Here is a 12115-nt window from a genome sequence, read left to right as displayed (position 1 = left end):
CCAATTTTATTCCTCTCCCACTCGCATTCTGACGAACCTTGTTACTCTGATATTTTCTCTTATCTTTCCTATCAACTCATCAACAACTTCTTTTACTGTTTTTTCATCGTCAAAAATGTATTTCTGATCGTATAAGCAAACTTCTTCATAGAATTTTTCGAGTTTACCCTGAACAATTTTCTCCACAACAGCCGCTGGTTTATTGGAGTTTTCCAACTGAGCTCTGTAAATTTCTTTTTCTTTCTCTAAAACCTCTTCCGGGACATCCTCCCTGGTAACATATTTTGGATTCATAGCCGCAACATGCTTGGCAAGATTGTATGCAAGTTCCTTAAATTCCGGCATTCTGGCCACAAAATCTGTTTCGCAACCCAATTCTAAGAGCACACCAATTTTATCATTAAAGTGAATGTATGAAGTAACTATACCTTCTTTTGTTAATCTTCCTGCTTTTTTCTGTGCCACCGCAGCACCTCGTTTTCTGAGCACTTCCACAGCCTTTTCAAAATCACCATCTGCTTCAGTCAGAGCCGTTTTACACTCCATAACGCCTGCACCTGTCATCTCTCGCAATTTTTTAACCATATCAGCGGTTATCTGCATAAAATGACCTCCTTCTCATACTATTACTAAATTGAGCAAGGCTTATTATAACATAAATTGTTTTCCTTTAGACCTGAGTTTTTCGAGAGCTTCTGCAACATTTGGAGGAACCCATTTAGTCACATCTCCTCCCATGGATGCAACTTCCCTAACCAATCCAGATGATAAAAACGAAAAACGTTCATCAGTCATAAGAAAAACCGTTTCAAATTCTTTGCACATACTTTTATTTGCTATAGCCATCTCAAGCTCATACTGGAAATCTGTAACGGCTCTAAGACCACGTATAACTACCTTTATATTTCTACTCCTGAGGTAATCAACAAGTAACCCCTGATAACTATCCACATGTACATTTGGTTCTTTTTTAACAAGATCTGATATCATCTCTACTCTTTCTTCAACAGTAAAAACGGGGGATTTTCTTGGATTGCTCATTACTACGATCCACAATTCTTCAAAAATTTTCAGCGCTCGATTAACTATGTCAAGATGACCATAGGTAATTGGATCAAAAGATCCCGGGTAAACTGCCTTCACCTTAAGTCACCACACTTAATCTGAAAGATTTTTCTATCATACAACCGCATTGCTGTCAAATTACCTCCATAAACACAACCAGTATCTATTCCTATTTTATTCTTACCGAAAAAAACTTTTTCAAAAGGCGTATGCCCAAAAACAACAGTATAGTCTTTTAAAGGTTCATCACAGAAGATAAATTCGTCCCTTATCCATACCAGATCAAAATAACTCTGTTTTTCCAATGGAATTGAAGGTCTCACCCCTGCATGAACAAAGACAAAATCTGTTTCCACGTGGTAGAAAACCGTTGAATGAAGAAACTCAATATGCTCGCGAGGAATCTTTTCTATTCCCCCGTAACTTCTAATTGTAGCCATAGCTCCATTTATAGACCACAACTCGAAATCGCGACCTTCATCCAGATAATTAAGCATCATCCATTCGTGATTTCCTCTTAAAAAAACACAGTCATATACATCTCTCAGAGATATCAATTTATTCAAAACAAGTTTGCTATCTGGCCCACGATCTACATAATCTCCCAGAAAAATCAATCTGTCACTTTTCTCCAGAGGGAGCAAATTGAGAAGCATTTCAAGCGCTGAGGCACAACCGTGGATGTCACCGATCGCGTAGATCAGAAAGACCGCCCCTTCTGTAAATAAACAAAATGAACCCTGCTATCATCAATATTGCACTAAAAAGCTGAGCAACACGAACTTCCCCCCAGAAAAGGCTATCAAGCCTGAGGCTTTCAATGCAAATTCTTCCAAGGGAATAAAAACATAAATACAGTGCGAAGACCTCGCCGTGATTTTTTCTATGCCTTTCAATATACAAAATCAACAATAAAAAGATCGAAAAATCCCATATAGATTCATATAAAAAAGTGGGATGAAAATATTCATAATTTATATATTTTATCGGGCGAAATCCTGATGGCACATACATTTTCCATGGTAACGTGGTAGGGCCACCAAAGGCCTCGTAGTTAAAAAGATTACCCCACCTGCCTATAGATTGACCTAAGGGAAGGTACAGAGCTCCAAGATCGAGTGCTTGAAATATACTGAAGGTAAGGTTTTTCTTAATCTTTGAGTACAAAATGAAAACAGTTATACCAAAAACAATCGCGCCCTGTATGGCTAATCCCCCATGCCAAACCATGAAAATTTCAATGAAATTATTTCTGTAATAATTCCAGTTGAAGATTACGTAAAATAGACGAGCACCTACTATGCCAAAAATAATCGCATAGAAAATCAACTCGTCCAGCTGTTCAGCTTTGACTCCTTCTTTCAGAGCTCTTTTTCTTGCAAGAATATAGGCAAGTATAACACCTGTCAGTATGAAAACTGAGTAGTAACGTATCTCAAATCTCCCCAGCTTCAATATTGCACTGGACAGAATGAGATTTCCCGAAAAAACATTGGAAAGGAAAAAAAACAACAAAACAAAACAAAGGCCAAAAATTATTATTCGACCTACCATAATCATTTCTCCAGAATACGTTCCCTTATATCATTAATCTGCTTTTTTATCTTGTTCGCCGTTTTGTAATCCTCCTGCTTTAGAGCTTCTTCCAATCTATGCTGGAGCACATAAATTCTCCTCTTAGCTGCTTCGTTGAGGTCGGTTTGAGAAACATTATCTTTATCAAACAAAATTCTCAAAACAGCGACTGGAGCTATTGAAAATATGACATCACTGGTACCCGAGCCATCTGGTGAAATTTCCCTCAGATCTGTATCCTGGACAATCTCTATGTGAGCTGCGATATATTTTATTCCCTCTTTTGAGAACACAGGAGCCTCCCTGAGTGATCTTCTCAGGCAATCTGTGCAGTAATTAATCTCTTTAACCATCCCATCAGACACAAATCTAATAAATTTCTCACCTGGGCCTCCACAAGAATTACATTTCACAAAACCACCTCGTAAGAATTGAAAACAGACATCGCTTTGCTTAAACCTTCATTCAACATGACATCAACTGCTTCCACTGCTTTATCAAGAACCTTATCAATCAATCTTAACTCTTCTTCAGTGAAATCTTCAAGCACATAATCAGCTAAATCAATATTTTCTGGTTTTGGTCCTATTCCTATTCTCAAACGAACAAACTCGTTGGTCCCAATATAATCAATGATTGATTGTAATCCCCTGTGACCACCAGATCCTCCCTGGGCTTTTATTCTGAGCCTTCCACACGGTAAATCAACATCGTCATATACAACAATTATATCAGTAGTCGTGACATGAAAATCTCTTTGACATTTTATAACAGCTATCCCACTTAAATTCATGAAAGTATTCGGTTTCACTAAAAAAATGTCTTTGCACTGGCTAAAAGTATACCTATCTCTGTGTTGCCATGTGCTGCACTTTTTGAACTCTTTGAATCGATCTACAAACATAAAACCCACGTTATGCCTGTTAAAGGCATAACGTGGACCGGGATTACCAAGTCCTACAATTACTTTCAATCCTCTTCTTCCTCTTTCTTGCCTTTCTTTATAACCTCTGGTTCAGCTGTTTCCTGTACTTCAACAGCTTCATGTGCCTCTTCAACAAGCAAACCACGGGGTACAACTATTGTTACCAAAGCCTCTTCTGGATGCAACAACGCCTTCATGCCTGAAGGCAATCGCAAATCTTTCACATGTACAGATTGTCCAAGTTCCAAATGTGTAACATCTATTTCTATGTGGTCTATCAAAGCAGATGGTAATGTTTCTACAGGAAGCTCGTTATGAACTATCTCCAGAATTCCTCCTTTTTCGACGCCTATGGCTTTCCCAAAAACACGAATCGGAACGTTTATCTTCATAGTATGACCTTTGGCAGGTTTGTAAAAATCGATATGAACAATTTCATCCGTTACTTTATCCACCTGTACTTTTTTTATGAAGACCTCCATTTCCTCGGAACGATCGTCATATTTTATTTCTAATCCTACTGGAAGAGCCTCGGAGGCCTTAGCCAGCAACTTTTCTACCTCTGACTTATTTAGATTAATACTCAGAGGCTCGGTTTCCGGCCCATACACAACAGCTGGGATCAAACCTTTTGCTCTCATTTTTCTAACAGATCTTTTTCCTCGCTCGTTTCTCAACATTGCTTTAAGCCGCATCGCTTTTTCCCTCCTCATCTAAACAATATACTCACAGAAAGATTCTTTCTTATCCTGATTATCGCCTCTCCTAAAAGAGCTGATACACTGACAACATGGAATTTACTCGACAGTCCTTTGTGATAAACTGTATCAGTTATATAAACCTTATCAATATCACTTTTCTCTATTCTATCAACGGCATTTCCAGAAAGAATACCATGCGTTGCACAAGCAAGTATGCGTTCTGCACCTGATTTTTTCAAGATCTCCGCACCCTGAACCAGGGTACCAGCTGTATCGATTATATCGTCAAACACAACTGTTACTTTTCCCTTAACTTCTCCTATCACGTGAACAACCTCTGCCACGTTATCTGTTGGGCGCCTCTTGTCAAGTATAGCGAGTGGAACACCAAGTTTTTCGGCAAATTTGCTGGCTCTTTTTACTGCCCCTACGTCCGGAGCTACGACTACCAGTTTTTCTTTTTCATCTCCATGCATTCTCATTATTTCGTCTATAAATACAGGAAAACTGTAGAGATTATCCAGCGGTATATCGAAAAAACCCTGTATCTGCTCGGCATGAAGATCAACAGTAAGCACCCTGTTTGCTCCCGCAACGGTAATTAAATTCGCAACCAACTTTGCTGTAATAGGGTCTCTTCCTTTTGCCTTCCTATCCTGACGAGCATATCCATAATATGGCAGTACAACAGCAACACTATTCGCAGAAGCCCTTCTGAAAGCATCAATCATTATAAGGAGCTCCATTACATTTTCATTCACCGGGGGCGAAAAAGATTGTAAGACAAATACATCATGTCCTCTCACCGTTTCATTTATTTTAACATTTATCTCTCCGTCGGAAAATCTTGAAACCTGACAGTCACCAAGTCGAAGTCCCAAATAATCAGCTACTCGTTTTGCTAACTCCGGATTAGAATTTCCAGCGAATAACTTCAAATCATTTCTCTGAAACGGCATCAATCTTCCTCCTTTTTCCTTTTATCGATAACCCAGTTAAGCTTAATTTCCTGTCTGGCTCTTGCTATAGCCAAACTCCAGGCGGGCACATTTCTGTTTATCGTTGATCCAGCAGCAACAAACGCTCCTTTTTCCACTTTTACCGGTGCCACCAGCGCTGTATTGCTTCCAATAAAAACTTCATCTTCGATAACTGTTTGATTTTTTCTCTTGCCGTCGAAATTACATGTTATTGTCCCGGCACCTATATTAACACTTTTTCCAACAACAGCGTCTCCCAAATATGTCAAATGTTGTGCTTTCGTATTTTGGTCTATCTCCGAATTCTTAATTTCCACAAAATTGCCAATCTTCACACCATTACACAAAACCGTTCCTTCTCTTAATCTGCTAAAGGGACCAACAGAAACATCGCTCATAATTCGAGCCCCCTTGCACTCAGATCTGACAATAGTAACCCTGTCTCCAATATAAGAGTCAATTATCCTCGTCATGGGGCCTATAATACAATCTTCTCCTATTTTAGTATCTCCATGTATGAAACTCATTGGATATATTATGCTATCTCTACCAATCTTAACATCAGCATCAATATAGGTTGTCTCCGGGTCCACAATGGTAACACCTTTAATCATTAATTCTTCAAGTATCCATTGTCTGCGAAATTTTTCTGCCTGTGCAAGTTGAATTCGATTGTTTATCCCGATAAACTCACAACTGCGTTCTGATTTATAAATATTGACCCTCTCCAAGAATGCAAACACATCTGTAAGATAGTACTCACCTTTCTTGTTTTTACAGTTAATCATTGGTAAAACTTCTAAAAGTTTTCTCCCATTGAAGATATATACTCCTGTATTTACTTCCACAATGGCTTTTTCCCTATTTGATGCCTCAGATTCTTCAACTATCTTTACAAACTTTCCAGATTTGTCTCTAACAATCCTGCCATATCCCGTCGGATCATTCATCTCAACAGAAACAACTGTTGCATCACAGTTTGACAAATTATGTGAATTGATTATTTTCTGGATAGTACCCTCAGTGATCAAAGGCATATCTCCATAAAGAATAAGCAAGTTATCGGCTGGATCTATAAAATTTCTTGCACTCATCACGGCATGCCCCGTACCGAGCTGCTGACTTTGATGAACCACTTCCACATTTTCAGGTAAAAGCTTTTTAACTGAATCAGCATCGTGGCCAACAACCACACATACCTTATCGAGCAGATTCAGTACTGTATCGAGAATCCAACGAATCATAGGCTTGCCACAAACGGTATGAGTGACCTTTGCGTATTTCGAATTCATCCTTACACCCATTCCCGCTGCAAGAACAATACATCTCATACTTTCACCCCTTACCACAAATGTGGAGGATTTATGAACACCCTCCAACCCTTCCATCCTATTTCATTCAGTTTGCCGTCCAGTTTACTTAGTGTATCATCAAGTTCACGAGTTTTGATAAGAAAGTGAAACCTGTACTTACCTTTTAATTTGAAAACTGCATGTTCTACAGGCCCAAGGACTTCTTCATCCCTAAGCGAATCCACACAGGAACTTATGAGATCCCATCCTATTGAAGGATTATCGCTTTCCAGGACTACCTGTACTAAAAACGAATATGGCGGGTAATTCCCAGATTTTCTTCTCTCAAGTTCTTCTTGATAAAAACAATACTCAGATGAAAACAAGTATTTTATCAAATCACTGTCAGGTTCTGCTGTCTGAATAACCATCAATGCATTCGGTGCCATCTGTAACCCCTGGCGAAGTTGCTGATATACCCGAATTTTGGAGTTATAATCCGGTTGAAAAAGCAAGCTATCTATATCGACAAATCCGAGCAAACCAAGCTTTGGGTAGGTAAATCCATGCAAAATGATTCTTGTCCCCACAAGGATGTCAAGTTCTCCTTTTTGAAATTCAAATAAGCGATTGAGTAATTCTCGAAAATTTGTTGTGTCCCTATCAATCCTTGCAACTCTGGCTGATGGAAAATTGTATTTGATCAATCTTTCAATTCTCTCAGTTCCAAAACCTTTTGGGTACAATGCGTGAGCCCCACATTTCGGGCAAATATCTGATACTTGCTCCACATAACCACACTGGTGACATTTGTAAAGATTTTCCGATTTATGAAACGACATGGCTACGTCACAGTTTGGACAGAGAACAGTATATCCACAAACAAGGCATCTGACAAATGGAGAATAACCTTTCCTTCTGGTCAGAAGTAGTATATTTTTGCCGTCATTCAAAACTTTTCTCATGTTTTCAACAAGCTGATCTGACAAAAAGCTGTTCTGTTTCTTCATATCAACAAGGATTACATTTCTGGAAGATGTCTGTAATTTTAGAATGCAGGAGTTTTCTAAATCGCTAAAATCATCAAGTCTACCAGAAGCTGAAGAGAGTATCAGAGGTACATCGTATAAAAATGCCCTCTTCTGTGCAACCTCAACACAATCAAACACAGGCTCCTCAAACTGATAGTAGCTCTCGTCCTCATCATTTTCGACAACAATAGCCCCAAGTTTTTTGATAGGAAGAAAAACAGTGTTTCTGGTCCCGATATATACCCCCGTCTCTCCTTTGTAGGCTGATATCCAAACCAAAGCTTTTTGCGATTTTGAAAGATTACCATGATAAACATACGTTCTGACATCAAGAGATTTCTGAACCATACCGGCGATATAAGGTATCTGTGAAGAAAGAGGAACTAAATATAAAACCGAACAGCCGGATTCAATAGCATTTTTTATCAGCGGAAGAATCAAATTGAATCTTTCCTCAACAGTTCCACCGGAAATTACCTTTTTCTCAGGCTCATTATCATCTATTATCAATTGATTTTCTCTATTTTTTTCTATCAAAGCACTTTGAATAGATGGCATATCTGATGCTCTGAGTAAACCCTTATCCATCATCTTCCGAATCTTTTTGACAGTTACACCTGTAGATTCAACTACCTGATTGACAGTTGCACCTTCATTCGCAAACAAGTAATTTAAAACATCGTACTCATCTGGATTTTTTGCCGTTAAAATGGCCTCTTCAAGATTTTTGTTCAAAAAAAGATAAAGATTCCCCACCCTTGGCCTTGGTTGTTTTGCTGCAAAAATTCTACGAAGTTTTATATAACCTTTCTTCAAATACATCTTCAGGGTTTTCTCACCATATTTTGAAATAAATTCAGATAAACTCATTGATTCTAATGGGATTAATTCAGAAGTTGATTCAACCATTGTTTTTGCATAATCATCTACAAAAGCCGGTATCATCATATCAAAAAGCTGACCAATCGGGGAATAAAAGCGACGAGCTACCCATTTTATCAATTCCACATCCCTCGGATTGACAAAACTCAGCCCATCTATTCTTTCTTTTATTTCTTTTATTTCTCTCAAATCAATGTTATCCGATAACTCTGATTGACATAAGACATAACCAACACAATCTCTACTATTAAAACTTACCAGCACTCTCTCGCCAGATTCCAACTCACCACTATATTGATACAGAAAACTTTTTCTCAGCGGGATCTTAGATATTGCTATCTCGTAAATCATGATCGCGTTTCCACAATGTTTTTCCATCGTATGTTATAGACTCAAGCGCTTCTGGATACTCGAGCTGACAATTTTTAATGATTTCCACTATCAAGTCTTCGGGAATAGATGTATCTATCCATAACTCACTGACATCGACATTGACACGTTCTTTTTCTACCATGTTGTTCAAAACTTTTTCAATAGCCTTGATATACCTTTCAAATGAAATACCCATTAAACCGATTCCTCCAAATGAATTATATAAACTCCGTCTTCTCCATCAATTTCTGATAAATTCACATTAACTCTCTCTCTGTTTTTCGAAGTTGGAAGATTTTTTCCAACAAAATCTGGCCTTATTGGTAACTCTCTGTGCCCTCTATCAATTAGTACCGCAAGCTGAACCATCCTGGGCCTTCCAATATCTGATAGTGCGCCCAGAGCTGCTCGCACGGTTCTGCCGGTAAACAATACATCATCCACGAGCACAACGATTTTACCATCGATTGGAAATCTAACTTTTGTTTTGCAATAATCTGTTTTTTTTCCGTCATCCCTGTAAGGTCCCACATCAAGCTCTCCAACAGGTACCGTCACTTTTTCAATTGATTCTATGAGTGCTGCAAGTCTTTTTGCAAGAAAAACTCCCCTCGTCATGATACCCATGAGTATCAGGTCTTGAGCGCCGCGATTTTTCTCCAGTACTTCGTGAGCTATTCGTTTTAAAGATCTTTCAATATCATCTTCGGAAAGAACTTTAACTTTTCTCACCATCTCACGCCAACACGGAAATCTATATGCCAATCATAACCCAATTCGCCGAAAAGATCCGAGCTATTTAGCTTGGTAAAAGGATAAAAAACCGAAGCTCCTATATTAAAATTGCCTATCTGCACATCGCCACCAAAATCAACTGACAAAGCGCTTTTCGAATTTTCTGGTAAATAGAAAAGAGGTATACACACATATAAATTAACTGGGGCAAGACTCAGTTCAGCAGCGGGAGAAAAATTCCAAAGCTCGTTTGAAACATACATTACATCAAATGAAAATTTCATCTGGTCGAACTCAAGGGAGACCCCTCCACCAATGTCTGCCGTATTCATAAGATCGGATTTACTTGACCAAACTCTGAATTTTTTCACCACAATACTGTAATATGCATAACTATCTTCAGAAAATTTTCCCCGCGCTCCTACATCAATGAACACGGAGTAATCCTCCTGAGAATCTTCTTCAATTCTCTCAAATCCGATGTTCAATCCAAGATCGACAGTCGATGCTCTCCCCGCAATGCCATAAAGAAAAGAAAGCCTTCCCATTTCGAAATCAGTGAAATCACTTGATAACTGTAAAACACCCGCTAAGGAATCTTCTGAAGGTTGCAGCAACGATACTGAAAAACTTCGAACATTGTTGCTTCCCATCCTCAACGTGTTGGAAATCAAAAGCTGGCGAAATTCATTTTCCACTATGCCAGCGGGATTCATTCTAAATGCCCAGGGACCTGTTGCAGATGCATATCTCCCATCCCCTGAAAAATCAATTATATCTCCCATTATTGTTGTCAGAAATAGCAGCATCAACATACAAATCAGCTTTTTTACCCTTTCCATAGACATCCAGCACCTCCCTTTTCAAAGTTTTAAAGGTCCCGTCTTCAATTGAATTACGAATCTTGTTCATGAATTTCATCATAAAATGCAGATTATGGTATGTGAGAAGTATACCACCGAGTACCTCTTTTCTGTCAAAAAGATGGTGCAAGTAAGATTTACTATAGTTCTGGCAGACAAAGCAATCACAGTTTTCCTCAATTGGCTGGAGGTCTCTTTTAAATCTGGCAGATTTAATATTCAACCTTCCTTTCCACGTAAGCGCTGCACCATGTCTCGCAAGCCTCGTGGGAAAAACACTATCAAACATATCAACCCCCATCTCAACAAGTTGAATTATCAGAGCAGGTGAACCGCCCCCCATGAAATATCGAGGATTCTCGGAAGGCAAGGCTGATACAGTAATTTGTGTTAAATAAAGTGTTTTTTCAAATGGTTCTCCAAGGCTTAAGCCACCAATCGCAAAACCATCGAAAGGAAGCTGAGAAAGCTGTTCTGCGCTAAGTTTTCTGAGATCTTCATATACGCCTCCCTGGGCAATCGCAAACAACAATTGATGTTCATTTACCCCATGTTTTAAGCATCTCATAGCCCAATTGTAAGTTCTCTTAGCAGATACCATGGATTCCGTATAACTGTCTTCAGGACCTGGGCAATGATCTAAAACCATTACTATGTCCGAGTTCAAGGTGCTCTGGATTTCCATAGATAGTTCTGGAGTTAGCAGCATTTTAGAACCATCTACAGGAGAAGTTATTAAGACGCCGTCGTCACCAATATCACGAAGCTTTCTCAAGCTAAAAACCTGAAATCCCCCACTGTCGGTGAGTATACCTCCTTTCCACCCCATAAATTGATGAAGTCCTCCGTGCAAACGTATAACATCAAGTCCCGGTCTAACAGCTAAATGATAAGAATTCCCCAGTATTATGCCTGCTCCTATTTCCTTCAGTCTCATTGTGTCAGTTAGTTTAACGTTGGCATTAGTTCCAACCGGCATAAATACTGGTGTTTCATAATCACCATGATTCGTGTGCAATTTTCCTACACGTGCTTCGCCAAATTTTGATACTATTTCAAAACAGGATCTTTGCTCTTTCTGAAGCAATCTGTCGCACACTCTTTAACGCTCCTTCCATTTCTCCGGCAAATGTTTTCAATTCGTGAAGCATATTATTTTTAAAGTCTTCGTCTTTTATGGATTTAAGATTTATCAGCACATTAGCCCTTGCTGAGTAAAAGGATCCCATAGCAAGTTCAGCAGCACTTATAGCATCAGATATCGCATTCACATTTCCCCACTTTGCAACAATAAGAGCACATTTCGCAATTTCTTTCAAATGTCTGCAAGTCTCGTATGGTACATGTGCAGCAGCTTTTAGCGCTTCTTGGATTGCTTGAGTTCTGCGTTCTTTTTCTTCGTTTGTTGATTTTGGTAATCTGTATGCATTCATAACTTCGTCAAAAGCCTTAATATCCAGATCAACACTTTCCAGCAGCGCAACTCTCGTTTCTTCCATAAGTTCTATTACTCGTTCCATTTCAGTATGCCATTCTGAATAATCCTCTCTCAAAAGAGTCAGATTGGCAACCATTTCTACAAGTGAAGCTGCCAGAGAACCAACGAACGCACTAACTGCACCTCCACCAGGTGTCGGATTTCTATCCGATACTTTTTCAGTGAACTCCCTTAAGGATATTTTTTCAATACTCAT

The 12115-nt window shown here is 38.9% G+C and carries 15 protein-coding genes; all 15 read right to left on the bottom strand.

The window, feature by feature from the left end:
• Positions 1–6: 6 nt before the first annotated feature.
• The 15 genes from tsf to TEL01S_RS02185 are packed head-to-tail and all read right to left on the bottom strand — an operon-like array spanning position 7 to position 12115.
• The gene (gene tsf, locus TEL01S_RS02255; RefSeq protein ID WP_012002507.1) at positions 7–603 is read right to left on the bottom strand and encodes a translation elongation factor Ts; all 597 of its coding nucleotides are present in this window, start codon (positions 601–603) and stop codon (positions 7–9) included.
• Positions 604–648: 45 nt separating this feature from the next.
• On the bottom strand, positions 649–1143 hold the full coding sequence (gene coaD / locus TEL01S_RS02250) for a pantetheine-phosphate adenylyltransferase (protein ID WP_012002506.1): 495 nt from the start codon (positions 1141–1143) through the stop codon (positions 649–651).
• The gene (locus tag TEL01S_RS02245) at positions 1140–1721 is read right to left on the bottom strand and encodes a metallophosphoesterase family protein (RefSeq protein ID WP_012002505.1); all 582 of its coding nucleotides are present in this window, start codon (positions 1719–1721) and stop codon (positions 1140–1142) included. The genes coaD and TEL01S_RS02245 overlap by 4 nt, the downstream gene beginning before the upstream one ends.
• Positions 1722–1749: 28 nt before the next feature.
• The gene (lgt, locus tag TEL01S_RS02240; RefSeq protein ID WP_012002504.1) at positions 1750–2619 is read right to left on the bottom strand and encodes a prolipoprotein diacylglyceryl transferase; all 870 of its coding nucleotides are present in this window, start codon (positions 2617–2619) and stop codon (positions 1750–1752) included.
• Positions 2620–2621: 2 nt separating this feature from the next.
• The gene (locus tag TEL01S_RS02235; RefSeq protein WP_012002503.1) at positions 2622–3053 is read right to left on the bottom strand and encodes a hypothetical protein; all 432 of its coding nucleotides are present in this window, start codon (positions 3051–3053) and stop codon (positions 2622–2624) included.
• Positions 3050–3613, bottom strand: a complete 564-nt coding sequence (pth, locus tag TEL01S_RS02230) for an aminoacyl-tRNA hydrolase (protein WP_012002502.1) — start codon at positions 3611–3613, stop codon at positions 3050–3052. The genes TEL01S_RS02235 and pth overlap by 4 nt, the downstream gene beginning before the upstream one ends.
• Positions 3610–4260 (bottom strand): 50S ribosomal protein L25, encoded by a 651-nt coding sequence (locus tag TEL01S_RS02225; protein WP_012002501.1) that lies wholly within the window; start codon positions 4258–4260, stop codon positions 3610–3612. Before TEL01S_RS02225 ends, pth begins: the two co-directional genes overlap by 4 nt.
• 14 nt (positions 4261–4274) lie before the next feature.
• Positions 4275–5225 (bottom strand): ribose-phosphate pyrophosphokinase, encoded by a 951-nt coding sequence (locus TEL01S_RS02220; protein WP_012002500.1) that lies wholly within the window; start codon positions 5223–5225, stop codon positions 4275–4277.
• On the bottom strand, positions 5225–6577 hold the full coding sequence (gene glmU, locus TEL01S_RS02215) for a bifunctional UDP-N-acetylglucosamine diphosphorylase/glucosamine-1-phosphate N-acetyltransferase GlmU (RefSeq protein WP_012002499.1): 1353 nt from the start codon (positions 6575–6577) through the stop codon (positions 5225–5227). The genes TEL01S_RS02220 and glmU overlap by 1 nt, the downstream gene beginning before the upstream one ends.
• An 11-nt stretch (positions 6578–6588) precedes the next feature.
• Entirely contained in the window at positions 6589–8802 is a 2214-nt protein-coding gene (gene priA / locus TEL01S_RS02210; protein ID WP_012002498.1) for a replication restart helicase PriA, read from the bottom strand.
• Complete coding sequence (locus TEL01S_RS02205) at positions 8777–9019, bottom strand: hypothetical protein (RefSeq protein WP_012002497.1); 243 nt, start codon at positions 9017–9019, stop codon at positions 8777–8779. The genes priA and TEL01S_RS02205 overlap by 26 nt, the downstream gene beginning before the upstream one ends.
• Entirely contained in the window at positions 9019–9558 is a 540-nt protein-coding gene (pyrR, locus tag TEL01S_RS02200; protein WP_012002496.1) for a bifunctional pyr operon transcriptional regulator/uracil phosphoribosyltransferase PyrR, read from the bottom strand. The genes TEL01S_RS02205 and pyrR overlap by 1 nt, the downstream gene beginning before the upstream one ends.
• Positions 9552–10400 carry a hypothetical protein gene (locus TEL01S_RS02195; RefSeq protein WP_228369030.1) on the bottom strand — a complete coding sequence of 283 codons (849 nt, stop codon included), beginning with the start codon at positions 10398–10400 and terminating at the stop codon, positions 9552–9554. Before TEL01S_RS02195 ends, pyrR begins: the two co-directional genes overlap by 7 nt.
• Complete coding sequence (gene tgt / locus TEL01S_RS02190; RefSeq protein WP_228369029.1) at positions 10327–11520, bottom strand: tRNA guanosine(34) transglycosylase Tgt; 1194 nt, start codon at positions 11518–11520, stop codon at positions 10327–10329. Before tgt ends, TEL01S_RS02195 begins: the two co-directional genes overlap by 74 nt.
• The gene (locus TEL01S_RS02185) at positions 11477–12115 is read right to left on the bottom strand and encodes a cyclodeaminase/cyclohydrolase family protein (RefSeq protein ID WP_012002493.1); all 639 of its coding nucleotides are present in this window, start codon (positions 12113–12115) and stop codon (positions 11477–11479) included. Before TEL01S_RS02185 ends, tgt begins: the two co-directional genes overlap by 44 nt.

It is taken from the genome of Pseudothermotoga elfii DSM 9442 = NBRC 107921 (assembly GCF_000504085.1).
Taxonomy (GTDB): domain Bacteria; phylum Thermotogota; class Thermotogae; order Thermotogales; family DSM-5069; genus Pseudothermotoga_B; species Pseudothermotoga_B elfii.
The sequence above is the reverse complement of the archived record's forward strand: the minus strand, read 5'-3'. Positions and strand labels throughout refer to the sequence as shown.

Bases quoted from the DNA above. Each gene is read 5' to 3' on its own strand.
- tsf (WP_012002507.1), bottom strand. From the start codon at position 603: ATGCAGATAACCGCTGATATGGTTAAAAAATTGCGAGAGATGACAGGT.
- TEL01S_RS02245 (WP_012002505.1), bottom strand. From the start codon at position 1,721: ATGCTTCTCAATTTGCTCCCTCTGGAGAAAAGTGACAGATTGATTTTT.
- lgt (WP_012002504.1), bottom strand. From the start codon at position 2,619: ATGGTAGGTCGAATAATAATTTTTGGCCTTTGTTTTGTTTTGTTGTTT.
- TEL01S_RS02225 (WP_012002501.1), bottom strand. From the start codon at position 4,260: ATGCGGCTTAAAGCAATGTTGAGAAACGAGCGAGGAAAAAGATCTGTT.
- TEL01S_RS02220 (WP_012002500.1), bottom strand. From the start codon at position 5,225: ATGCCGTTTCAGAGAAATGATTTGAAGTTATTCGCTGGAAATTCTAAT.
- glmU (WP_012002499.1), bottom strand. From the start codon at position 6,577: ATGAGATGTATTGTTCTTGCAGCGGGAATGGGTGTAAGGATGAATTCG.
- priA (WP_012002498.1), bottom strand. From the start codon at position 8,802: ATGATTTACGAGATAGCAATATCTAAGATCCCGCTGAGAAAAAGTTTT.
- TEL01S_RS02205 (WP_012002497.1), bottom strand. From the start codon at position 9,019: ATGGGTATTTCATTTGAAAGGTATATCAAGGCTATTGAAAAAGTTTTG.
- pyrR (WP_012002496.1), bottom strand. From the start codon at position 9,558: ATGGTGAGAAAAGTTAAAGTTCTTTCCGAAGATGATATTGAAAGATCT.
- TEL01S_RS02195 (WP_228369030.1), bottom strand. From the start codon at position 10,400: ATGGAAAGGGTAAAAAAGCTGATTTGTATGTTGATGCTGCTATTTCTG.
- TEL01S_RS02185 (WP_012002493.1), bottom strand. From the start codon at position 12,115: ATGAGTATTGAAAAAATATCCTTAAGGGAGTTCACTGAAAAAGTATCG.